Origin of the sequence: Gracilimonas sp., from assembly GCF_031581265.1 — a bacterium.
Classification (GTDB): domain Bacteria; phylum Bacteroidota; class Rhodothermia; order Balneolales; family Balneolaceae; genus Gracilimonas.
In genome coordinates, this window is the sequence record NZ_JAVLBQ010000038.1 from 1 (window position 1) to 22,672 (window position 22,672).

The following is a 22,672-nucleotide window of genomic DNA, read 5'->3' on the forward strand; positions in this document are numbered from 1 at the left end:
CTGCAAGGCTTTTAAGTACCTCGGGCCGGACTCGAACCGGCACGGACATTGTAATGTCCATTGGATTTTAAGTCCAACGTGTCTACCAATTCCACCACCGAGGCTTTCTGTGGTAGGCGCCAAATATACGGGTTTAATACTCACTACTTCAATAAAGATTTAAACAAATTATTGATTACCGTTTAGTGTTTTGTAACTTTCAGTAAAACATATCAAATGGAGTTTCTTATGAGACGAATAATACTGCTTATCACTATTGGTTTAATTCTTTTTACGGGAACGGCAAACGCGCAGTTAGAGATTGGAGGTTCCTATGAGCTTAGAAATGAAGATCCTAAAAATGGTTTTGGTTTAAGAATTCAAAAAGGAATATTGGGTTCGGTGCCGGTCGTTGACCTGGGAATTAGGTTACATGCCAGTTTCTTCAGTGAAGAATTTGATAGAGATAACCTGGGACAAGATTATTCAATTGAATACACCAATTATGATGTAGGCGTAGCCGGTTACGGTGGAGTATCACTAGGATTAATTCAGCCTTATGCCGGTATCGGAATTGGGACAGAGAATTATGAGGCCGTGGTCAATAATTATAGTGTTTCGGGTGATCTAAATCCTGAAGGAGATGAGAGTAATTTATATTGGAATCTATTTACCGGTGCTAAAGTCACTGTTATACCAATGGTTAAGCCATTTGTCGAGTACAGATATTCTAACAAAGAACTTTCATCACCTACATTGGCAGATGCCCAAAGTGGTCGGATTATGTTCGGTGTATTACTAAGCTTCTAAAATCTGTATATTTAGAAAGGCGGGTATGATTTTTTCATGGCCGCTTTTTTTATATAAAAAAATGTAAGTTAAAAGCTTCACAAACACCTTTATAATACTTTAGGGAGTAAAAATTAAAGATAAATTGAATGAGCAGAGTTGCTTCCATAGAAAAAAAATATGACCTGCAAGGTTATGAATTAAAAAAAGCTCAGAGAGAGGATCTGAAGTTACTTCTTGAAGTATGTCGAGAGCACATTGAGGAAGTTGACGAAGAAGCTATCACATCTGCTTTTAAATTATGCTACTTATCTCATGAAGATATGAAAAGGGCTTCAGGCGAGCCTTACTATTATCATCCCGTGGAAGTTGCAAAAATTGTAGCCAGTGAAATTAATATAGATGATGTATCAGTAATAGCTTCTTTACTGCACGACACTGTTGAAGATACCAATGTAAATTTAGATGATATTCGGTATTGGTTCGGAGAGGAGGTAGCTGTCATTATTGATGGGGTTACTAAAATAACCGGAGTATTTAAAAGCCGCGATAGTAAGCAAGCCGAGGCTTTCATGAAGTTGCTGCTTACTATGGCCGAAGATATTCGGGTGGTGTTGATCAAGTTTGCAGATCGGCTTCACAATATGAGGACTATCCAACATCTGAAAAGAGAAAAGCAGGTTAAAATAGCCTCCGAGACACTGGAGTTATATGCTCCGCTGGCTCACCGTTTTGGGTTGTTCCAGATTAAAAACGAATTGGAAGATCTTTGTTTTAAGGCCATTGATCCTACTTCATTCAAGTTTGTAGCACGAAAGCTTCGGGAAAAAAGAGAAGACCGCGAAGAGTTTATCAATGAATTCATGGAGCCCATCAAAAAAGAGTTGGGTAAGATGCAGTTCAAATTCGAGATCAAAGGCAGGCCTAAGCATATATATTCTATTTATCGAAAAATGCAGCGGCAGCAAAAGCCTTTTGAGGAAATTTATGACCTTTTTGCCATCCGTATTATTCTTGAAGACCCTCACACTAAAGAAGACTGCTGGAGAGTTTATTCTATTATCACAGACTGGTACACCCCAATTCCAGAGCGGTTTCGTGATTTTATATCGGTTCCCAAAGCGAATGGATATCAGTCTTTACATACTACCGTAATTACCAATAAAGGGCGAAAGGTTGAAGTGCAGATCCGAACACGACGAATGGATGATATTGCAGAAAAGGGGTTAGCTGCCCACTGGAAATATAAAGAAGGGGCTCAGCAGGGATCGGAGACCTTAGATAAATTTGTGAACTGGGTACGTGATGTGCTCGACAATCCCCGTCCGGATGCTGCAACGGATTTTGTTAAAGATTTTCAGCTCAATCTCTATAAAGATGAAATCTATGTATTCACCCCTGACGGTGAACTTAAAACATTGCCAAGAGAAGCAACACCCATAGATTTTGCATTCGAAATTCACAGTGAGATTGGGGAGCGAGCTACCGCTGCAAAGGTCAATGGTAAAATGGTTCCTCTTCGCCAAAAACTGCAAAATGGAGATCAGGTTGAAATTATAACGGGTAATAAGATTAATTTAAACCCGGATTGGATTGATGATGTAGTTACGCACAAAGCCAAATCCCGAATCAGGCAATTTATTAAACAAAAGCAGCGTAAAGTTGCAGAAAAAGGGCGGGAAATATGGGATAAAAGAGCTGATAAAGGAAAACTTGAAATCTCTGAACAGGAGCTCAATAAATTTGCCAAGTACTTTGATTATGAGTCAACTCAGGAACTGTTTTTTGATATAGGTTCCGGGGTTTTTGAGGTCAAAGACCTTTTTAAAGCGGTTAAAAATTATAAAAGCACAGGTCGATTTGAAACTCAAGACTCGAAGGTTGATGTAACTAAACAAATTACCACCGAAGAAATTCAGGATAAATACCTGAATGCCGCTCGTTCGGTTGGTGATGGGAAAGCATTATATATCAATGGAGAGTTGAGTAATATCAAGTATTCCTATGCCAATTGCTGTAATCCCATACCCGGCGACGATGTGATTGGGTTTATCAGCAGAACCGGAGATATTAAAATACACCGGGCTATGTGTAATAATGCTCAACATCTCTTGCAGACCGAAGCCGAACGTATTGTGGATGTAAACTGGGCAAAAAATATTGATACCAAATTTCTGGGAGCTATAAAAGTGATAGGCGGCGATCGAGTTGGTATGATCAATGATATCACAGATGTTCTTTCAAAATCCTTAGAAACAAATATGAAAAGCATTAATGTGAATAGTGATAGTGGAATGTTTGAAGGTATTATTACCCTGTATGTTGACGGGATTGCTCATTTGAATAGGATTATGAAGAAATTAGAAAAGATTGAAGGCGTTAAAAACGTACTTCGTTATGAGTGATAATTTTAATGTTTATAAGGTAGATTTTTTAAAAACTTATCTTTACAATTGTTAAAGTTTATTCGTTATGAAAAGAAAACCTGGAATCATTGGGGTTTGCGAATAAATTGGAAGGACAAACTAACTACGCTAACATAAAAATTAGCATAAAAACTAAACCACTAAAATTATGATGACTTATACAAAACGAGACGTTGTACGTCGGGTTGCAGAATCAATGGATGAACCTATGATTCAGGCTGAACCTTGGGTTGATGCTGTAATTGTAGCCCTAAGAGAGATTATGATGTCAGCAGACACTGAATGCCGTATCGAAATACGCGATTTTGGAGTTTTTGAAGTAAAAGAAACAAAGGCTAAGCCAAAGGCTCGTAATCCAAAAACTAATGAAGTGATTTATGTACCGGCACACCGAAAAACACACTTCAAGCCAAGTAAGTTAATGAAAACATTTTTACGTCAGCCTTTGGAAGACGTAAAGAAAGACAAATAACAAAAATAATTTTTTGCAGGAGTATGCACGCCTGATAGGCATAGACGTAGGTAAAAAGCGAATTGGAATTGCACAAACTGATTTGCTAAAAACTATTGCAACTCCGGTTGGAACTTTTTCACCGGAAGATGTGATTAGTGAACTTAAACGAATAACAAATGAATCTCCTGTAGAGAAATTTGTGATTGGCTGGCCTTTATCTCTTAGCGGAGAGGAAGGTTCAGCTACACAAATGGTTAACAAATTTATAGAAAAACTGCGCCAGTCTTTTCCAAATATTGAAATAGCTAAAGTTGATGAACGCTACACTTCAACTCAAGCTCGCAGCCTGATGGTTAAAGCTGGCATCCCCAAAAAAAAGAGACAAGAAAAGGGAAGAGTAGACCGTATAGCAGCTGCAATAATCCTACAAAACTATTTAGACTCGAACTCATAAATACATTATGCCCATACTTCCTATTGTAACATATGATGACCCTGTTTTGCGTGAAAAAGCAGAAGAAATTAAAGAAGATAGCCCTGAATTACAGACCCTTATTGACAACATGTTAGAGACCATGTACAATGCTGATGGCGTTGGTTTGGCTGCACCACAAATCGGGAGGTCCATGAAACTTTTTGTAATGGATACCGATGCTATGATTGAAGAAGGTGAAGTTCCTTATGGTCCTATGGTTTTTATAAACCCGCTAATACTTGAGAAACGCGGAAATAAAGTTCCTTTAGAAGAAGGATGCTTAAGTATTCCCGAAGTAAATGAAAAAGTATTTCGTCCTGAAACAGTGATTATTGAGTTCTTCGACCGAGAGTTTAACAAGCACCGTTTGGAGGCGGGAGGATGGACCTCAAGAGTGATACAGCACGAATACGACCATCTTGAAGGAACACTGTTTTTAGATTATCTGAGTGCTTTCAAAAAAAGATTGCATAAAAAAGATCTTGAGGCCATTGAATCCGGTGAAAAGAAAATTAAATATCCTGTAGTACCCAAAAAGGAAGATTAACGGTATGAACATTGTATTTATGGGATCTCCTGAATTTGCTATCCCAAGCTTAGAGCAAATTTACGGGTCTGAGCATACCATAAAAGCGGTTGTAAGTAATATCGATAAACGCAGGGGGCGGGGTTCTAAAACATCTCCGACTCCTGTCAAAAAGAAAGCTTTAGAGTTGGGGTTACCTGTTATTGAAATAGAAGACCTCCACTCTCATGAATTTGCAGCACGCCTTGAAGAGTTAGAAGCAGATCTTTTTGTAGTGGTCGCTTTTCGCATTTTACCGGCCTCGGTTTTAAAAATTCCCAAAATAGGATCCATAAATCTTCACGCCTCGTTATTACCAAAATATAGAGGAGCCGCTCCCATCCATTGGGCCATTATGAATGGAGAAAAGGAAACCGGTTGTACGGTATTCTTTTTAGATGACAAAGTGGACACCGGTAATATTATTCTGCAAGAGAAAACAGCAATTAAAGAAAATGAAACTACCGGACAGCTCTATGAACGGCTTAGAGATATGGGAGCAAAGGTGCTGCTTAAGGCTATCAATAAAATAGCAACTCAGGATTATTCTCTTGCAAAGCAAGACCACTCCCTCGCCACTCCTGCACCTAAATTATTTCGGGATGATTGTCACCTAAATTTCAATCAAACCAGTAGAGTGGTACATAATAAAATTCGGGGTCTAAGTCCGTTTCCAACGGCCTGGAGTTTTCTAAAAGATGAAAAATTCAATATTTATCAATCAAAAATAGGTCCCGATTTAAATGTTAAGCCAGGAAGACTTTTTGAGCATGAAGGGAAATTGCTTGTGGGTTGCAGCGAAGGAACTGTTGAGCTAAAGATAGTTCAGTTACCGGGTACCAAAAGAATGAGCGGAGAGGAATTTCTGAGGGGCTACGATACCGAGAGCATATTGGAGTAGAGAAGTGTTATAAAGATTTACTCTGATTAGAGTAGAACTAATTTCTCTTCACGATAAAATTACATAATTAATAGTTTGAGATATACGTACCGTTTTTTATCATCACAGCAGTTATAAAGGCAAAAAATTATATTAGATATGGAGCAATCAGCAATATTTGAAGCAGCTAAAGCAGGTAATGTAGAAGAGATAAAATCCCATCTTGAAGAAGGCGCCGATATTAATGAAACCAACAAAAGCGGTGCATCTTTGTTGGTATTGGCGGCAGAGAAAAATCACACAGCTTTGGTGAAGTATTTAGTTGAGGAAGGTGCCGACCTTAACATAGAAACGAAGATGGGGGGTACGGCTTTAAACCGTGTTGCTGAAAATGGGAATACCGAACTGCTAAAGTATTTTCTCGACAAAGGAGCTAAAATTGGAGATTTGGCTTTGATTGCAGCGGCCCGGTCTGGAGAATTGGAGATTGTGAAATTATTGGTGGAAGCCGGTGCAGATGTGGATGCACAGCAAAGATGGGGACATACAGCTTTAATGTTAGCCGCCAAAGAAGGTAATACCGAGTTTGTGAAGTACTTGATCGAACAAGGTGCAAATGTAAAGCTAAGAGACAAAAACGGCGATACTGCAATGATGATAGCCATGGATAATGAGCAGGATGATATCGCGCTCATTTTACGTCGGGCCGGAGCTAAAGCTGAAGTGAAAGCGAAAAAAGAAGCGGATGTCATTGCTGATGATGACGAAGATGATGATATCGATGACACGCCGGATGTCGATGAGCTGGTTGATGAGGACGAAGCTCCTGATGATGTAGATTTGGATGATTAGTTTATTAAGATTGTAGAAAATAAAAATGCCTCGTCCATTTTAATTTGAACGAGGCATTTTTTATAGCAAATCAGAATTATTTATTAGCGAACTCAAAATCTTCCAATTCGTAATCAACACCATCCTGTGGACGGAGTGTAGTTGATTTTGGCTCAAGGAAATACTTGAGATAGTCACGTCCGCCTGCTTTGGCATCGGTACCGCTTAACTTAAAGCCACCAAAGGGTTGCGCTCCAACCAAAGCTCCGGTACACTTACGGTTGATGTAAAGATTACCAACACGGAACTCTCGTAAAGCACGATCAATTTTCTTGGGATTTTTAGAGAAATAAGCTCCGGTTAATCCATAATCTACACCGTTGGCAATGCGGAGTGCATCATCGGTGTCTTTTGCTTTGATAAATGCGGTAACAGGACCAAAAATTTCTTCTTGGGCAATTCGTGCGTTTTCATCAATATCTGCAAAAACGGTAGGCTCTATATAATGGCCTTCTTCGTTGGTTTTAGCCATTTTACCACCGGCCATGAGTTTTCCTTCTTTTTTACCAATCTCAATGTAGCTCATGATTTTGTCCACAGCTTTTTGATTGATAACAGGGCCTGAAATGTGATTGTCTTTAGGATTACCAACACTTAATGCTTTTGCTTTTTCAGTTACTTTTTCGAGTAATTCATCATAAATGGCTTGATGTGCAACTACTCTGGAACCGGCTGAGCATTTTTGTCCCTGGAATCCAAATGCTCCTTTAATTATTTCAGTTGCAGCACTTTCAAGGTCGGCATCTTCATCAACAACAGTGGCGTTTTTACCACCAAGTTCGCATACCATGCGCTTCAGGAATTTCTGTCCATCCTGAACTTCAGCGGCAATTTTATTTAGGTGAAGTCCCACAGCTTTTGAACCTGTAAAAGATATAAAGCGTGTATTTGGATGTTTAGCCAAGTTCTCACCGACTTCAATATCACCGCCAGTCACAAAATTAAATACTCCGTCGGGGAGACCAACTTCGTCAAAAATTTCAGCGAGAAGTGATCCCATTCGAGGGGTATCGGGAGCCGGCTTCGCCACTACCGTATTACCTACAGCTATGGGGGCAACCGACATTCCCACAAAAATGGCAAATGGGAAATTCCATGGGGAAATAGAAACTCCGGCGCCTATGGGCATGTAAATTGTTTTATTATTATCGCCCCAGGTTTCGGAAAGAACGTCCATACCATCATCGATACGCAGAGCTTCGTGAGCGTAGTACTCTATAAAGTCGATGGCTTCACAAGTATCAGCATCCGCTTCAAGATAGTTTTTACCGGCTTCACTGATCATCCATGCGTTAATTTCCAGTCTTCTGCGTCGGATCACATCAGCAGCTTTAAAAAGATAATCTGCTCGTTCTTCCGCACTAACATATTGCCAGCTTTCGAAAGCATCCCAGGCTTTATCGAGAGCATCAAAAGCTTGTTCTTTACTTGCCATTTGGAATGTACCAATGGTTTCGGCAAGATTTCCCGGGTTTTTACTGTCAAATGTTCCGGCGTCTCCTTTTACAAATTGGCCATTAATATACAGGTCGTATTCTTTTCCAAAATTTGATCTTACGTCTTCTAATGCATCTTTCTGAGCTTTGTCGTTGGTAGGATCAGAAAAATCTAAATAAGTTTCATTTTTATATTTTTCTAAAGTCTGATCTGGCATAATCCCTGTTATTTTATTGATAATTTTTTGCGTTGATACATTAAAGATACGCAGAAAAGCGCTCCCATTTCAAAAGTTGTATTTTAAAGTATATTTGGAAATTGAAAACATTGAAAATAGGGTGTTATAATGGTAGCTTTAGACAAATTCATACGAACTTTATAGATGCTTTTTACATTGAAGTTAGTGTATCCAAAAGCATTCAAATTCAATTAAAAAACAGGATTCAAAAATGGGAAAAATTAAAGTGGGAATTAACGGGTTTGGCCGAATAGGCAGAATGGTAACCCGGGCAATTCTGGCAAATCACAAAAACAATATTGAAATTGTTGGAGTTAACGATCTCACCGATCCAAAAACATTAGCTCATCTTTTTAAATACGACTCAGCCCAAGGGACTTTTCAGGGAGATGTTTCGGTTGAAGGAAACAAGCTGACTATAGACGGAATGAGTTTTGAAGTTAGTGCCGAAAGAGATCCCGCTAATTTAAAGTGGGGTGAATTGGGAGCCGAGGTGGTTGTTGAATCTACCGGTTTTTTCCGGGATGCTGAGAGTGCAGGCAAACACTTAGAAGCCGGTGCTAAGAAAGTGATCATATCAGCACCCGCTAAAGGTGATATTCAGACTATTGTTCTTGGTGTAAATGATGAGAAAATTGACAAAGACGTAACCATTTATTCAAATGCGAGCTGCACCACGAATTGCCTGGCACCCATGGTTAAAATTCTGGACGACAAGTACGGAGTTGAAAAAGGGTTTATGACCACCATCCACTCTTATACCGGTGATCAGCAACTGGTAGATGGTCCGCATAAGGATCTCCGACGTGCCCGCGCTGCTGCGGCTAATATTGTACCGACTACAACAGGTGCAGCTAAAGCAGTAGGCCTCGTACTTCCTCATCTTGATGGTAAGCTTGATGGCGGTGCCGTTCGGGTGCCTACACCTACAGGCTCATTGACAGATTTAGTTGTTCAGCTGAATAAAGAAACCACCCTTGAGGAAGTAAATGCTTTATTCAAAGAAGCAGCCGAAGGTGATTACAAAGGCATTGTCGAATATACGGATGAGCCTTTAGTTTCTACTGACATTGTCGGAAATCCACATTCCACTATTTTTGACAGTGACATGACAAAAGTAGATGGTAAGTTAGTCAAGATCATAGGCTGGTACGATAACGAAGCCGGTTATTCGCATCGTACGGCTGACCTGATTACCAAAGTGGTATAATTCCAAATTTCGATAAAATCGAGCGTTTATATTTAACTCCTGCTTTTGAAAGAAGGCAGGAGTTTTTATTTGGTAGCCACTCAATAAAACAATGCGAATTCAAAAAAATCAAAATCAGAGAGGCATTAAAAATTTTTGGGGTAAAGCATGTATATTTGATTGCGATAAATTTAATCCACAAAAGCATAAGAATAAAAACGGAGGCAGTCATGATACAGAAGATATTAGTATTGGCAATTGTTGCAGGATTTTTGATAACGGGATGTGTTAAGCAAACGGAGAATACACCTGAGCAAGAAATTGAATATGATTACGAACTTACGGATGCAGAAGTCCACTCTCGGTGGAGTAGTACCATAGAGCCTGTTTTGACCGTACCTTCTGGCTCGGTAATTAAAGTTTCAACTCAAGAAGCTTCAGCAAGTCAGTTAGATATGAATTCTACCCTTGACGACTTGGCCAATTTGAGTTTTGATCCCATTCATCCGCTTACAGGTCCTGTTTATGTTGAAGGTGCCGAACCCGGTGATGTACTTAAAGTGACACTGCACAAAGTAGAAATGGGAGACTGGGGGTGGACTGCCATTATTCCAGGCTTTGGATTTCTTGCTGAAGAATTTGATGAACCTTGGTTAAAAACGTTTGAATTAGGCAAGGATAAAAAGACCGCAATGTTTTCAGAAAATATTGAGATTCCTTTGAAACCATTTCCCGGTGTGATGGGTGTGGCTCCGGATACAGAAGATAGTTTGTCCACCATTCCTCCAAGGGCCAACGGCGGTAATATGGATGACCCAAATATGACCGAAGGTTCAACAGTTTACTTTCCGGTATTTGTAGAAGGAGCGCTGTTTTCAATTGGTGATACGCACGCAGCACAGGGGCATGGAGAAGTGTGCGGAACAGCTATTGAAGCACCTATGAATATCATCTATGAAGTAGAAGTGATTAAAGGTGGAAGGGAATTAAAGGAACCGCAGTATGAGACTGACGAATATTATGCAGTAACCGGTTTTGCAGAGACTATTGATGAAGCAGCAAAAAAAGCCACTCGTTACATGGTTGATTATTTGGTAGAGGAAAAAGGCATGAACCGAAATGATGCCTATGCACTTTGTTCACTTGCCGGAGACCTGAAGATTGCGGAAGTTGTGGATGTTCCACACATGCTGGTATCTATGCATATGCCTAAGGACATTTTTAAAAACTGATCAATTAGATTTTAGCAATTTGGTATTCAAATAAAACAATAGCCCATAAACGTAAAGAATGAAAATATATCAGAAAGTACTCCTTGTAATTGTAGTCGCACTTTTTGCGTCATGTACCGCTCAGGATACAACCCAATCCCCAACCCTAGATACTGAACAGCTTATAGAAGACCTCCGGTTTATATCTTCGGATACAACAGAAGGACGGAGAGCGGGAACGGAAGGAAACCGTATTGCTCGTGATTATATAGTTGAGCGATTCGAAGAAGAAGGTGCAGAGCCATTTCAGGGCACATATACCCACGAATTTACTTTCACAAACCGCCAAGAAGAAGATATGACCGGAGTGAATGTTATCGGGCAAATTTCGGGAAAGTCAGATTCCGTAATTGTGATTACTGCTCATTATGATCACTTAGGGAAACGAGAATCCTTAATTTTTAATGGAGCCGATGATGATGCGTCCGGTACGGCAGCATTAATTACATACATAGATTATTTCAGCCAGGCTCAACCCAACCATACTTTGGTTTTTGCTGCTTTTGATGCGGAAGAAATGGGACTTCAGGGAGCCAGAGCTTTAGTTCAAGACTCAACATTCCTGGAAAAGGTGAAGATGAACATAAATTTGGACATGATCGCCCAAAATGATTCCAATGAAATATATGCAGTCGGTACGTATCACTATCCTTATTTCAAGCCTGTATTGGAGAGCATTGAAATGGGAGAAATCAATCTGCTTTTTGGCCACGACGATCCTAACAGTGAGTTGGATGACTGGACCTTTGCTTCAGACCATGGACCATTCCATCAGCAAGGAGTTCCCTTTATCTATTTTGGAGTAGAAGATCACGAACATTACCACCAGCATACCGATGATTTTGAAACCATTCCTCAGGAATTTTATAAAGGGACGGTAGAGCTAATTCTGAATGCTATTTTGGCCTTTGATGAGCAGTGATATTTTGCTACTAAATCTCGAAATTACTAAAATTTTGTTTGGATTAATTTATCCCTTTTGAATTTTAGTGCTTTAGTGGCATTCAATAAAAAAGCCTCTCCGGTTGGGAGAGGCTTAAATAGTTTATAACAAAAAATTGTTAGAATTTGCGAAGGTAGCTGGTGCATTCCTTGCATTCTTTACCATCTTTTCGAGCTTCTTCTTCGGTCTCGAAACCTTGACTGGAAAAGGCCTCAATATCCCCATTCTTAGAAACACGTCTCCATCTCCATTCGCCTTTAACGTCTTGGTATAATTCACATTTAGCCATAGGTAAGTAACTGATTTATTATAATTTAATATTCAATAAATATAGCTAAAAAGTGCTTCTAAAGCAATTCTGGGCGGTTTTTAGTCCCCTGATTTATTTGATTTCGTAGTCGTAGGTGATGTCCGACCCTTTTTCAAGTGCTTTGGAAGCTGAGCAATATTTGGTTATAGAAAGTTCTAAAGCCCGTTCCACTTTCTTGGAATCCAGTTCACCGGATAAAATAAAATGTAAGTTGATTGAACGGTATTCGGTATGAGAAGCTCCCTCCACTTCCTGGCGATCTCCATCTACTTCAACCTTCAGGCTTTCTACTTTTTGCTTTTGTTTTTCAAGAATATGAAGTACATCGATGGCGCTGCAACCGCCTACTCCGGCCAACAATAATTGCATGGGGGCAAGTCCACCTTCTAATCCGCCAATTTCATTATTACCATCAATGCGAATTTTACCGTTGGTATCATTTTTAGCTTCAAAGTGGAAGTCGTTGCCTAACCAGTTTACGTCTATTTTCATGCAAGTAATTTCTTTTGTTTAATTTCAATTTTAAAGGTAAAAACTTCTGTTTCTATTTACCATCATCTTTCATTTCCAATTTCCGCATTGGCATAGCATCTATTTCTTTAAATAAGCGCTTGGTAGACAAAGCTTCTTCTATTCTTAACTTTTCAGTACCATCTTTGCCAATCAGAATTACAGTAAAATCCGAAGGAGATATTCCATATTCCGAGCGGATATAATCACTGTCCTCATTCTCGAGAACTTGGCCTCGTACGGATGCACTTGATTCTTTAAGTACATAATATGCCTTAAGGTCTCGTTCTTTAATGCCTTCTTGGGCATCATCTAAGTAATCGACTTGATCCCTGTAGTCTTGATTGTATGTATTGGGAGAAAAGATCAATAGAACTCGATCTTTCCATTTGTGGTCGTCGATATTGAAATCTTGAGCTGTTGAAATCATTGAAGTAAAAAGTAAAGAAACTAAAAGTATAGCTGAGAATAAAAGTTTCATAGTAGGTTCTAAATTCAATTTCACGAACTACAACAACCGGCTTCTCAATAAAGTTTAGTTGAAAGAAACGCGAAACAGGTTTTTATGGTTAATGCGAATACCTTAAAACCACATTTTAAAGTTGTACCAACTGAAAACAATTCCTATTTTTAAACCGTGATAAAAATTCAGCTACATACCTCTTATCATTTTCATTGTGATGTCCATCATGCTCATCAGGGACATCATCATATGCACGTGCATTAATTTTGCACTCTTTCGATACTCTTTTATCTACCTATTTTATACTTATTTTTTAACCAAATCTATCTTTTATACACATTATGAACCGAACGAAGGATTCTTCAACTTCACTCCGTATTGCCATTCAGAAAAGCGGCCGTTTAACCGATAAGACCATCGCATTGCTGGAAGGCATCGGCATTGATTTCGACAATTATAAACGCAACCTCATCGTAAAAACAAGAAATTTTGATGTAGAGCTATTGTTGCTTCGGGATGATGATATTCCTGAATATGTGCAGGATGGCGTCTGCGACCTTGGTTTTGTAGGAGCAAATGAAACCCAAGAAACCGGCGCCGATGTAACACCTATTCGCGATTTGGGATATGGAAAATGTCGCTTGTCTTTAGCTGCTCCAAAAAATGGAGAAATCAATAAACCGGAAGATTTTGCAGGAAAAAAAGTAGCCACAAGCTATCCAAATTTGACCCACAAGTTTTTTGAGGATCGGGGAATTGATATTCAGATCATTGAGATTTCAGGAGCGGTTGAAATTGCACCCCAGTTAGAAGTAGCTGATGCCATTGTAGATTTAGTATCCTCAGGTGGGACATTAAAAGCAAACGGATTAGTAGAACTGGATACTATCCTTGAGTCGCAAACCCAACTTATCCGCACAAATAAAGAATTATCTCCCGGGAAGCAGCAGCTTATAGAGAAGTTCCTGGTGCGTATGGATGGCTATCAGCAGGCAGCTAAAAGTCGGTACATCATGATGAATGCTCCGGAATCGGCAGTGGAAGAGATCAAACGAATTATTCCATCTATGAAGAGTCCTACGGTGATGCCGCTTGCTGAGAAAGATATGGTTGCGGTGCATACCGTTATCCCATTGGAAAAATTCTGGACGGTGATGGAAGAACTTCAAGAAGCCGGCGCCTCCGATATTGTGATGCTGCCGATTGAAAGTATGATTCTTTAGAATATCGAATATTGAATATCAAAATGGTGAAATGAAAAATTATAATTATTCAGAATTATCACCGGAAGAAATTAGTGAGCTTTTGAAGCGACCTAAGATAGATTTTACTTCCATCTTTAAAACCGTGCAACCTATTTTAGATGAGGTAGAAAAATATGGAGACGAAGCCGTCAAAAAGTATACAAGTAAATTTGATAGGGTGGATTTGGGTTCGGTGGTTATCAACCCAAAGGATGTTGAAGTATCGCTGGATGAGGAAACCAAAAAAGCTATCGACATAGCGTTTGATAATATTTTTCGGTTCCACAAAGCACAGTATCCAACTCCACTGGAAGTAGAGATCATGCCCGGCGTCCGTTGTATGAAAGTAGCCCGCCCCATCGAACGGGTTGGATTATATGTTCCCGGAGGCACTGCTATCTTGCCATCAACCGCTATGATGTTGGTAATCCCGGCTATGATCGCCGGCTGTTCGACCAAAGTACTCGCCACACCTCCGCGAAAGGATGGAACTGTGGCTCAGGAAATAATTTATATTTCTCAAAGGGCAGAAGTAGATCAGATTTTGCTGGCTGGCGGTGCCCAAGCTGTTGCAGCAATGGCTTTTGGAACCAATACCGTTTCCAAAGTGGATAAGATTTTTGGCCCGGGCAATCAATATGTCACGGCTGCGAAAATGATTCTCCAAAATTCTGAAGCTCAAGTCAGCATCGATATGCCGGCGGGCCCGTCGGAAGTATTGGTGATCGCCGATGCTCAGGCCAATCCGGCTTATGTAGCAGCCGATCTTCTTTCCCAAGCCGAGCACGGTAAAGATAGTCAGGTGGTGTTAGTTGCTACTTCTGATTTCGACATGGATGGTTTGAATAAGGAATTAGAATCACAATTAAGTGAACTTCCCAGGAAAGAAATGGCCGCTCAAGCTTTGGAAAATAGCTACTCACTGATTGTCGAAACAATCGACGAAGTCTTTGATTTCTCCAACCAATATGCTCCCGAACATTTGATTGTGAATATTGAGGATGCCGAATCTCATGTTGAGAAGATTATTAATGCTGGCTCCGTGTTCCTTGGGCAACTGACACCGGAGAGTGTCGGAGATTATGCTTCAGGGACCAATCACACCTTGCCAACTTATGGCTATGCGCGTATGTATAGTGGGGTAAATTTAGCAGCATTTCAGAAATCAATAACCATGCAATCACTGAGTGAGGAAGGGCTAAAAAATATTGGGCCGACTGTGGAAAAACTGGCAGAATTAGAAGAACTTCAGGCACACAAAAATGCGGTTAGCCTGCGGCTCAAGAATATCGAAGATTGAACAAGGGATTTTGAATTTTGAAGTACATTCTTGCACCTAAGCAGAGCGGCAGGAGCGAGTAGTGGATGCATCGGATTAGAACCCCGACAGTTTTGTGCGGGACAGACACGGATGAGGTAAATTTTGCGGATTCATCACAGAACCAAGAATAGTAAAAAGCAATTCCGCTGTATCCGTGTCACCCGCGTACCACTGCCTCGGTCCGTTGCTCAGCGGCGGAACGCAAAAGAGAGGCTTTGCCTCAAACCAATAACAAAGCAGTACACTATAAATCGGTATAAATGAAAAAAACAGATATCAATTCCCTGGTGAGGGAAAACATTCGAAATCTTAAACCTTATAGAAGCGCTCGGGATGACTTTGACTCCGGTATTTTATTAGATGCTAACGAGAATAGCTTTGGTGCCCCTTTTGTGGATGACCTGGAATTAAATCGTTATCCCATGCCGTATCAGGAGCAGCTGAGAGATCAGATTGCAGCTTTTCGGGGGGTGAACCGGGAGAATGTTTTTGTGGGTGTTGGCAGTGATGAGGCAATCGATTTGCTGTATCGAATTTTTTGCAGACCAGGAAAAGACCGAGTTATCACCAATCCTCCAACGTACGGTATGTTCAAAGTATCAGCTAATATTAATGATGTTGGGGTGGATGAAGTATTGCTGACCGAAAGTTTTCAACTTCAGCCTGAGAAGATTCTGGCAGCGGTACAACCTGAAACCAAAATGATTTTTATTTGCTCGCCAAATAATCCTACAGCAAATAGCATGAATGTAAATGATATTGCTAAAGTTTTGGAGGGATTTAATGGAATGGTAGTAGTGGATGAGGCGTATATTGACTTCAGTCGACAGGGAAGTTTAGCTAACAATATTGCTGAATTTCCAAATTTGGTGGTACTACAAACGCTTTCAAAATCCTTTGGCTTGGCTGGGATTCGATTGGGAGTGGCCTTGGCTAATCCTGAAGTAATTTCTTATATGATGAAAGTAAAAGCCCCGTATAATGTGAATAAGCTGACTTCCCAAAAAGCACTCGATGGATTTGCAAACCTGGATCATGTAAAGAAGAATATCGAATCCATTATGGAAGAGCGGGAACGCGTGATTTCCAAATTAGTTTCGAATCCAAAGGTCGAAAAAGTATTCCCAACCGATGCCAATTTTGTGATGTTTCGAACTGCTGAGGCCGTACAAGTTTATCGTAAATTAGCCGAGCAAGGAGTGATCATTCGCTATAGAGGGAATGAGCCGCACTGTAAGAATTGTTTACGGTTAACTGTTGGAACGGCAGCCGAAAACGATCGATTTTTTGCAGCGCTCAAGAATATTGAATAGCGAATATTAATTAAGGAATGGAACCCCTATAGTTTATTCAATTTGAACTCGTTCTGCATCGACCCCAAAAGACACAAATTATGTTGATATCAATTACCAAAAAAGCACTTAATGACCCGTCCGGAGAATTTTTATTTCGGGCAAAAACGATTTCTTCCTTACAAAAGATTGTAGAAGGAGGGCGAGACCTCCATATCGAATCGGAATCAATTTCACCCCAACAGAAAGCGCTGCTTGAGCAGGAGAATATTCCTTTTTTTGAGGAAGGAGAGGCCGATTTATTAATAGATGCGGTGGATGAAAAACTGGTTTTGATGAAAGAGGGTGAAGAGGTTATTACGTCTCAAGGATGGAAGCCCATTGTGAAATTTATCACTACTGAGGCCCGCAAAGCATCCATTCAAAGAAAAACCAACGAAACGGATATCAACATAGATCTAAAGCTTGATGGAACGGGCAAAGCAGATATTTCCACCGGACTAAATTTCTTTGATCACATGCTCGATCAAATTGCACGGCATGGGTTGATTGATATGAGCCTGAAGTGTGATGGGGATTTGGAGGTGGATGAACATCATACTATTGAAGATGTGGCAATAGCATTGGGTGAGGTGATTACAAAAGCTCTCGGAAATAAAAAAGGAATTGAGCGGTATGGGTTTGTGTTACCGATGGACGAAACGCAAGCTACAGTAGCTATTGATTTATCAGGAAGGCCATATTTGGTATTTGAAGCCACTTTCAATCGAGAATATGTAGGTGACTTACCAACCGAAATGGTGAAGCATTTTTTTTATAGCCTGGCAATGAACTTGAAAGCAACTTTACATGTTAGCGTTTCAGGTGAAAATGATCACCATAAAATTGAAGCCTGCTTTAAGGGTCTTGCCCGGTCTTTAAAGATGGCTATAGAACAGAACGGGCGCATCAAAAATCTTGTCCCAAGTTCCAAAGGGACGCTGTAGATTATTTATGATTGCTATCATCAAGTATAAGGCCGGTAACACCGCATCAGTTGCGAACGCATTAGAACGCTTAGGGGCCAAATATTTTTTTGCTGAAACCCCTCAGGAATTAGAAAGTGCCAAGGCTGTAATATTTCCGGGAGTAGGACATGCCGGTGCGGCTATGGAATCCCTTAGAGAAAAAGGAGTTGATGAATGGCTTCAAAATACTAAGAAACCGGTTCTCGGAATCTGTGTTGGGATGCAGCTATTATTCGAAACGTCCACTGAGGGCGATATCATTGGACTTGGTGTTATTCCCGGTGCCCTTCAAAAGTTTGATGATTCAAAAGCCAAAGTCCCGCATATGGGTTGGAATAAGCTTAAAAGTGATCAGAATCATCCAATCTTAAAAAACCTGATCTCAAAAAATTATCTCTATTTTGTGCATAGCTACTATGCTCCGGTTGGGGATTACACCCTTGCTACCTGTAATTACATTAACGACTTTTCTGCTATTGTGGCTAAAGACAATTTTGTTGGAGTCCAATTTCATCCTGAGAAGTCAGGCAGTGTGGGATCTTTAATTCTGCAAAACTTTCTTGATTGGGTATACTCTCCGGAAAAAGTGAAGCCATAATTACATTTTCTTTCTTTATTCTTCACTTCCCCTTCATTTATTGATGACATTTTCTTTTATCGTATCTTTTGGTTAAATACCTAAAGCAAAGGAGAATGTTTATGCGATATAGGATTTTAGCTGTACTGTTTACCTTCATAATTCTGCCGATATCAGGGAATTTATTTGCGCAAGACGCTACGGAGATTATCCGCCAAATGGATGAAAAAATGCGCGGTGAATCACTGGAATCAGAAATGAGCATGACTATTGTCAGGCCAAATTGGGAACGTACTATTTCCATGAAAAGCTGGGTCCGTGGGAATGAATATTCTCTGATTCTGATCACTTCTCCTGCTCGCGATGAAGGAACTGCTTACCTGAAACGAGGAAATGAGATATGGAACTGGGTACCAAGCGTAGGACGAACTATTAAAATGCCGCCATCCATGATGATGCAATCCTGGATGGGGTCTGATTTCACCAATGATGACTTGGTCCGGGAATCATCTGTGGTAACCGATTATGAACATGAACTGGTGGGTGAAGAAACCATTGAAGGCCGGGAATGCTACAAAATCCAAATGACGCCCAAGCCCGATGCTCCGGTAGTTTGGGACCGGGTTGATGTATGGGTATCTAAAGATGAATACCTGCAGTTACGGTCAGAATTTTATGATGAATTTGGTGATCTGATCAATGTAATGAAGGGAATGAATGTAAAGGAGTTCGACGGACGTATGATCCCGGCTCGAATGGAAATGATTCCCCAAGATAAAGAAGGCCACAAGACAGTCATCGAATATCAATCTATGGAATTCAACGAAAGTATCCCGGAAAGTTTTTTCTCGGTCCAGAATATGCGACGTGTGCAGTGAAAAAATTCAAAATTCAAAATTCAACATTCAAAATTAAATAGTAATTATGAATGTTGAATTTTGAATTGAAGGCCTAAGAATCAAATATGCTATATCTAAAGTTGGCATGGCGAAATATTTGGCGGAATAAGCGGCGGACGCTCATCACGATGGCATCCGTAGTGATGGCAGTGCTGCTTTCATCGGTTATGAGTTCGATGCAGCAAGGTCAATATGACCAGATGATCGATAACACGGTGGGTTCTTTTTCGGGGCATCTTCAGGTTCAGGATCCCGGTTATTTTGAAGAATCTACTCTCGATAACAGCCTAAGGGTTGATGATGAACTTCTAAAGCTGCTCCAGGATCACCCCAAAATACAAAGCACCATTCCCCGAATTGATTCCTACGCTTTGGCAGCAGGTGCAGACCGAAGTAAAGCTGCCATGGTCATCGGTATTGATTTGGAAAGTGAGAAACAACTCAGTGAACCGGATCAAAAAATAATTAATGGTGAGTATTTCAATTCAAATTCTGAAAATGGAGTATTGATTGCAGAGGGGCTGGGAGAATTTCTAAACGTTGAGGTGGGCGATACTTTGGTGTTATTGGGACAAGGGTTTAGAGGAATGAGCGCAGCAGCAGCGCACCCCATTTCAGGGATTATGAAGTTTGGGCTTCCGGAGATGAATAATAATATGGTTTATTTGCCTATAGATACTGCTCGTGATTTCTATGCCGCGTATGATCGGGTGACTTCTTTGGTGGTTCTCTTAAATGATCCCGAAGAAGTGAATGAAGTGGTGGATGATCTGCGTGCAGAACTTGGTGAGGAATATGCTGTATTGGGTTGGCAAACACTGATGCCGGAACTGGTTCAGGCAATTGAAGCTGACCGTGGAAGTGCGATGATTTTGCTACTGATCCTTTATATGATCGTCGGTTTCGGAATATTTGGAAGCATTTTAATGATGACTGCTGAACGAAAATTTGAATTTGGAGTGATGATTGCGATAGGAACAGCTCGTTTGAGAATGTCGATTATGCTTATCCTGGAAATGATCTTCATCACCTTTATGGGAACAGTTTTTGGGATGATGCTCAGTCTTCCCGTGATGTACTATTTTAATTTCAACCCGCTTGAATTTTCAGGTGAGGCAGCCCTGGCTATTGAAGAATATGGGATGGAGCCCTTTGTACAGTTTTCTACCGATCCTTCTATTTTGATTCAGCAGGGGGGTATCATTTTGATTATAACACTCATTATAAGTTTGTATCCGCTTTTGCACATGCGCAAACTAAAACCGGTGGAGGCCATGAGGCATTGATGAAATTTTGGTCGATTATAAAACTAAGCTGGAAAAATGTGTGGCGCAATCCCACTCGCAGCAGTGTGGTTATTTTAGCGGTACTATTGGGAACTTGGGCCGGAATTTTTTCGACCGGATTGATGAATGGGATGAGTATGCAATATATCAAAAATCAGCTCGACACTTCGGTTTCGCACATGCAAATTCAGCATCCCAAGTACAGTGAGGAATTTCTGCCAAAATATTACATTCCCAAACCGGACTCTATGATTCAGAGTTTGAACCGGTATGATTTTACGATATCGGTAACAGGACGAAGTGTTATTCAAGGACTAGCCTCAAGTGCTACCAACACTTTTGGAGTAACGGTGAAGGGCATTAATACCCATACAGATTCAACTGTCACAGACCTTCATACGTATCTTGCAGAGGGAGAATATTTGTCAGAGTCGGCACGTAACCCTGTGATGATTGGTGATAACCTGGCTAAGCGGTTGAAGCTGGAAATTCGCTCGCGGTTGGTCATCAACTTTCAGGATGTGGAAGGGAACATCACTGCCGGAGCTTTTCGGGTAGCCGGTATTTTTGATACCCCCAATTCCGCTTTTGATGAGAGTAACGTATTTGTAAACCGGGAAGATTTAAATCGCCTGCTGGGACGGGAAAATACAGTACATGAAATTGCCATTATGGTCGATAATTTTAAGAATGCAGATCAGTATCGGGATTCTTTAGCTCAGTCTTCAAGTATGGAGATTCGGAGTTGGGGAGATGTGTCACCATCATTGCGCTATACCGATTCCAATGTTGATTTCATGCTCTACATCTTTATGACCATCATTGCTATAGCGCTGGTTTTTGGGATCATAAACACTATGTTGATGTCTGTATTGGAGCGAACCCAAGAGCTCGGAATGCTGATGGCCATTGGTGTAAATCGAATTCGTACATTTTCTATGGTGATGTTTGAAACGTTTTTTCTAACCATGGTGGGCGTACCGGTTGGGATGTTATTAAGCTGGCTCACCATACTTTGGGTAGGAGAAGTAGGCATCGATTTGAGTGCTTTTGCCCAGGGACTTGAAGAATATGGAATGAGTACAATAATCTATCCCGAGTTGCCGGAAGGATATTTCCTAAATATTGGCTTACTGATGCTTATCGCAACGTTATTGGCTGCTGTTTATCCATCTATTAAAGCACTGCGATTAAATCCGGTTCAAGCCATAAGAAAAGTGTAGGTCAGTATTCAGTGAACAGTAAGCAGTGATCAGTTTAAATATCGAATAATGAACAAAAGAATTTTAAATAGCGATGTAGGAGTTTACACCAGCTTACTGTCCTCCCCGAAAGTAACGGCGAGCCGTTCTTTCTGTCCCTCCAAAGGGACACAGGTTCTTATACATGGTAACAGTTTTTATGAATGCAATTACCTTACAAACTGGCAAGAACCTATCTCTCTTTGGAGAGAGACCGAAATAAGAAATAATGCAACACAAAATCCCCCAATCAAAAATCATCCATCATAAATCTAAAATCCAATGTCTATTATCAAGGTGCGTGATATCAAGAAAGTGTACAATCAGGATCAGGTTCCGGTTCATGCTTTAAATGGGGTAGATCTGGATATCGACGAGGGAGAATTCATGGCTATTGTAGGCCCTTCGGGATCGGGGAAAACGACATTGTTGAATGTTATCGGCGGATTGGATGAGCCGACTGAAGGCAAGGTATATATCCATGACACCGATATGTTTTTACTTAAAGAGCGGGAGTTGATCGATTTTCGTTTACATCATATTGGATTTGTGTTTCAGGCATACAATTTAATTCCTGTGTTGACTGCTAAGGAAAACATCGCCTTTATCTTACAGATGCAAGGGCGGCCTCAAAAAGAATGTATTGATCGGAGTATGGAGTTGCTGAAAATGGTAGGCCTGGAGGACAAAGTTGATAAACGACCTTCTGAACTGTCAGGCGGCCAACAACAAAGGGTAGCCGTAGCAAGAGCTCTTGCCTCAAAACCGGATTTTGTGCTCGCCGATGAACCCACAGCCAATCTTGACTCTGCCTCCACAGCAAATTTACTGGATATGATGCTCCGGTTAAATGAAGAAGAAAAAATAACGTTTATATTCTCAACCCATGACCAAAGAGTTGTGGAACGAGCCCGGCGCGTGGTTACACTCGTGGATGGGAAGGTGGATTCCGATGAAGAGAGAACAGTGGGCAATAAGTAGCGAA

Annotated in this window: 23 protein-coding genes and 1 tRNA gene; 19 read left to right on the plus strand and 5 right to left on the minus strand. The window is 40.6% G+C overall.

All coding sequences use genetic code 11. The annotated features are described in order from the left end of the window. Positions 1-16: 16 nt before the first annotated feature. A tRNA-Leu gene (locus tag RI561_RS11835) sits at positions 17-104 on the minus strand. A gap of 124 nt (positions 105-228) precedes the next feature. Here RI561_RS11835 and RI561_RS11840 point away from each other — a divergent pair. The 7 genes from RI561_RS11840 to RI561_RS11870 all read left to right on the plus strand — a co-directional run bounded on the left by RI561_RS11840 (position 229) and on the right by RI561_RS11870 (position 6,420). Next, positions 229-789 (plus strand): porin family protein, encoded by a 561-nt coding sequence (locus RI561_RS11840; RefSeq protein ID WP_395080455.1) that lies wholly within the window; start codon positions 229-231, stop codon positions 787-789. 128 nt (positions 790-917) lie between these two features. Continuing rightward, the gene (locus RI561_RS11845; protein ID WP_395080456.1) at positions 918-3,173 is read left to right on the plus strand and encodes a RelA/SpoT family protein; all 2,256 of its coding nucleotides are present in this window, start codon (positions 918-920) and stop codon (positions 3,171-3,173) included. A 169-nt stretch (positions 3,174-3,342) separates the two neighbouring features. Then, positions 3,343-3,666, plus strand: a complete 324-nt coding sequence (locus RI561_RS11850; protein WP_395080457.1) for an HU family DNA-binding protein — start codon at positions 3,343-3,345, stop codon at positions 3,664-3,666. Between the two features lie 13 nt (positions 3,667-3,679). Beyond that, complete coding sequence (gene ruvX / locus RI561_RS11855; RefSeq protein WP_395080458.1) at positions 3,680-4,102, plus strand: Holliday junction resolvase RuvX; 423 nt, start codon at positions 3,680-3,682, stop codon at positions 4,100-4,102. A 7-nt stretch (positions 4,103-4,109) separates the two neighbouring features. Then, positions 4,110-4,670, plus strand: coding sequence for a peptide deformylase (gene def, locus RI561_RS11860; protein ID WP_395080459.1), 561 nt, complete (start codon positions 4,110-4,112; stop codon positions 4,668-4,670). 4 nt (positions 4,671-4,674) lie between these two features. Next, complete coding sequence (gene fmt / locus RI561_RS11865) at positions 4,675-5,589, plus strand: methionyl-tRNA formyltransferase (protein WP_395080460.1); 915 nt, start codon at positions 4,675-4,677, stop codon at positions 5,587-5,589. A 138-nt stretch (positions 5,590-5,727) separates the two neighbouring features. After that, complete coding sequence (locus tag RI561_RS11870) at positions 5,728-6,420, plus strand: ankyrin repeat domain-containing protein (RefSeq protein ID WP_395080461.1); 693 nt, start codon at positions 5,728-5,730, stop codon at positions 6,418-6,420. Positions 6,421-6,496: 76 nt separating this feature from the next. Here the strand turns inward: RI561_RS11870 and pruA are convergent, their stop codons facing one another. Then, positions 6,497-8,113, minus strand: coding sequence for an L-glutamate gamma-semialdehyde dehydrogenase (gene pruA, locus RI561_RS11875; RefSeq protein WP_395080462.1), 1,617 nt, complete (start codon positions 8,111-8,113; stop codon positions 6,497-6,499). A 232-nt stretch (positions 8,114-8,345) separates the two neighbouring features. On the opposite strand from pruA, the gene gap reads away from it, so the two are divergent. The 3 genes from gap to RI561_RS11890 all read left to right on the plus strand — a co-directional run bounded on the left by gap (position 8,346) and on the right by RI561_RS11890 (position 11,516). Next, positions 8,346-9,344: a type I glyceraldehyde-3-phosphate dehydrogenase gene (gap, locus tag RI561_RS11880; RefSeq protein WP_395080463.1), complete on the plus strand. Its 999-nt coding sequence runs from the start codon at positions 8,346-8,348 to the stop codon at positions 9,342-9,344. 209 nt (positions 9,345-9,553) lie between these two features. Then, positions 9,554-10,555 (plus strand): acetamidase/formamidase family protein, encoded by a 1,002-nt coding sequence (locus RI561_RS11885; protein ID WP_395080464.1) that lies wholly within the window; start codon positions 9,554-9,556, stop codon positions 10,553-10,555. A gap of 58 nt (positions 10,556-10,613) precedes the next feature. After that, a complete protein-coding gene (locus RI561_RS11890; RefSeq protein ID WP_395080465.1) occupies positions 10,614-11,516 on the plus strand; it encodes a M20/M25/M40 family metallo-hydrolase in 903 nt (300 codons plus the stop codon). Positions 11,517-11,655: 139 nt separating this feature from the next. On the opposite strand, the gene RI561_RS11895 is transcribed toward RI561_RS11890, so the two are convergent. The 3 genes from RI561_RS11895 to RI561_RS11905 all read right to left on the minus strand — a co-directional run bounded on the left by RI561_RS11895 (position 11,656) and on the right by RI561_RS11905 (position 12,838). Further along, positions 11,656-11,826 (minus strand): hypothetical protein, encoded by a 171-nt coding sequence (locus RI561_RS11895; protein WP_395080466.1) that lies wholly within the window; start codon positions 11,824-11,826, stop codon positions 11,656-11,658. 93 nt (positions 11,827-11,919) lie between these two features. Continuing rightward, positions 11,920-12,339, minus strand: a complete 420-nt coding sequence (locus RI561_RS11900; protein WP_395080467.1) for an OsmC family protein — start codon at positions 12,337-12,339, stop codon at positions 11,920-11,922. A gap of 52 nt (positions 12,340-12,391) precedes the next feature. Continuing rightward, positions 12,392-12,838 (minus strand): DUF4174 domain-containing protein, encoded by a 447-nt coding sequence (locus RI561_RS11905; protein ID WP_395080468.1) that lies wholly within the window; start codon positions 12,836-12,838, stop codon positions 12,392-12,394. 323 nt (positions 12,839-13,161) lie between these two features. Here RI561_RS11905 and hisG point away from each other — a divergent pair, with 323 nt between their 5' ends. The 9 genes from hisG to RI561_RS11950 all read left to right on the plus strand — a co-directional run bounded on the left by hisG (position 13,162) and on the right by RI561_RS11950 (position 22,668). Continuing rightward, positions 13,162-14,043: an ATP phosphoribosyltransferase gene (gene hisG, locus RI561_RS11910; RefSeq protein WP_395080469.1), complete on the plus strand. Its 882-nt coding sequence runs from the start codon at positions 13,162-13,164 to the stop codon at positions 14,041-14,043. Positions 14,044-14,074: 31 nt separating this feature from the next. Then, positions 14,075-15,364, plus strand: a complete 1,290-nt coding sequence (hisD, locus tag RI561_RS11915) for a histidinol dehydrogenase (RefSeq protein ID WP_395080470.1) — start codon at positions 14,075-14,077, stop codon at positions 15,362-15,364. A 281-nt stretch (positions 15,365-15,645) separates the two neighbouring features. Next, the gene (hisC, locus tag RI561_RS11920; RefSeq protein ID WP_395080471.1) at positions 15,646-16,698 is read left to right on the plus strand and encodes a histidinol-phosphate transaminase; all 1,053 of its coding nucleotides are present in this window, start codon (positions 15,646-15,648) and stop codon (positions 16,696-16,698) included. Between the two features lie 80 nt (positions 16,699-16,778). After that, a complete protein-coding gene (hisB, locus tag RI561_RS11925) occupies positions 16,779-17,663 on the plus strand; it encodes an imidazoleglycerol-phosphate dehydratase HisB (protein WP_395080472.1) in 885 nt (294 codons plus the stop codon). A gap of 7 nt (positions 17,664-17,670) precedes the next feature. Next, on the plus strand, positions 17,671-18,282 hold the full coding sequence (hisH, locus tag RI561_RS11930) for an imidazole glycerol phosphate synthase subunit HisH (RefSeq protein WP_395080473.1): 612 nt from the start codon (positions 17,671-17,673) through the stop codon (positions 18,280-18,282). Positions 18,283-18,383: 101 nt separating this feature from the next. After that, on the plus strand, positions 18,384-19,139 hold the full coding sequence (locus RI561_RS11935; RefSeq protein WP_395080474.1) for an outer membrane lipoprotein-sorting protein: 756 nt from the start codon (positions 18,384-18,386) through the stop codon (positions 19,137-19,139). A gap of 86 nt (positions 19,140-19,225) precedes the next feature. After that, positions 19,226-20,446 (plus strand): ABC transporter permease, encoded by a 1,221-nt coding sequence (locus RI561_RS11940; RefSeq protein WP_395080475.1) that lies wholly within the window; start codon positions 19,226-19,228, stop codon positions 20,444-20,446. Then, positions 20,446-21,669 (plus strand): ABC transporter permease, encoded by a 1,224-nt coding sequence (locus RI561_RS11945; protein WP_395080476.1) that lies wholly within the window; start codon positions 20,446-20,448, stop codon positions 21,667-21,669. Before RI561_RS11940 ends, RI561_RS11945 begins: the two co-directional genes overlap by 1 nt. A gap of 300 nt (positions 21,670-21,969) precedes the next feature. Beyond that, positions 21,970-22,668, plus strand: a complete 699-nt coding sequence (locus RI561_RS11950; RefSeq protein WP_395080477.1) for an ABC transporter ATP-binding protein — start codon at positions 21,970-21,972, stop codon at positions 22,666-22,668. Positions 22,669-22,672: the final 4 nt, after the last annotated feature.

Coding starts and splice junctions, on each gene's coding strand:
- RI561_RS11905 (WP_395080468.1), bottom strand. CDS start 12,838: ATGAAACTTTTATTCTCAGCTATACTTTTAGTTTCTTTACTTTTTACT.
- hisG (WP_395080469.1), top strand. CDS start 13,162: ATGAACCGAACGAAGGATTCTTCAACTTCACTCCGTATTGCCATTCAG.
- RI561_RS11945 (WP_395080476.1), top strand. CDS start 20,446: ATGAAATTTTGGTCGATTATAAAACTAAGCTGGAAAAATGTGTGGCGC.
- def (WP_395080459.1), top strand. CDS start 4,110: ATGCCCATACTTCCTATTGTAACATATGATGACCCTGTTTTGCGTGAA.
- RI561_RS11900 (WP_395080467.1), bottom strand. CDS start 12,339: ATGAAAATAGACGTAAACTGGTTAGGCAACGACTTCCACTTTGAAGCT.
- RI561_RS11890 (WP_395080465.1), top strand. CDS start 10,614: ATGAAAATATATCAGAAAGTACTCCTTGTAATTGTAGTCGCACTTTTT.
- hisC (WP_395080471.1), top strand. CDS start 15,646: ATGAAAAAAACAGATATCAATTCCCTGGTGAGGGAAAACATTCGAAAT.
- gap (WP_395080463.1), top strand. CDS start 8,346: ATGGGAAAAATTAAAGTGGGAATTAACGGGTTTGGCCGAATAGGCAGA.
- RI561_RS11870 (WP_395080461.1), top strand. CDS start 5,728: ATGGAGCAATCAGCAATATTTGAAGCAGCTAAAGCAGGTAATGTAGAA.
- pruA (WP_395080462.1), bottom strand. CDS start 8,113: ATGCCAGATCAGACTTTAGAAAAATATAAAAATGAAACTTATTTAGAT.
- RI561_RS11885 (WP_395080464.1), top strand. CDS start 9,554: ATGATACAGAAGATATTAGTATTGGCAATTGTTGCAGGATTTTTGATA.
- hisB (WP_395080472.1), top strand. CDS start 16,779: ATGTTGATATCAATTACCAAAAAAGCACTTAATGACCCGTCCGGAGAA.
- RI561_RS11935 (WP_395080474.1), top strand. CDS start 18,384: ATGCGATATAGGATTTTAGCTGTACTGTTTACCTTCATAATTCTGCCG.
- hisH (WP_395080473.1), top strand. CDS start 17,671: ATGATTGCTATCATCAAGTATAAGGCCGGTAACACCGCATCAGTTGCG.
- fmt (WP_395080460.1), top strand. CDS start 4,675: ATGAACATTGTATTTATGGGATCTCCTGAATTTGCTATCCCAAGCTTA.
- RI561_RS11850 (WP_395080457.1), top strand. CDS start 3,343: ATGATGACTTATACAAAACGAGACGTTGTACGTCGGGTTGCAGAATCA.
- RI561_RS11840 (WP_395080455.1), top strand. CDS start 229: ATGAGACGAATAATACTGCTTATCACTATTGGTTTAATTCTTTTTACG.
- RI561_RS11895 (WP_395080466.1), bottom strand. CDS start 11,826: ATGGCTAAATGTGAATTATACCAAGACGTTAAAGGCGAATGGAGATGG.
- RI561_RS11950 (WP_395080477.1), top strand. CDS start 21,970: ATGTCTATTATCAAGGTGCGTGATATCAAGAAAGTGTACAATCAGGAT.
- hisD (WP_395080470.1), top strand. CDS start 14,075: ATGAAAAATTATAATTATTCAGAATTATCACCGGAAGAAATTAGTGAG.
- RI561_RS11845 (WP_395080456.1), top strand. CDS start 918: ATGAGCAGAGTTGCTTCCATAGAAAAAAAATATGACCTGCAAGGTTAT.
- RI561_RS11940 (WP_395080475.1), top strand. CDS start 19,226: ATGCTATATCTAAAGTTGGCATGGCGAAATATTTGGCGGAATAAGCGG.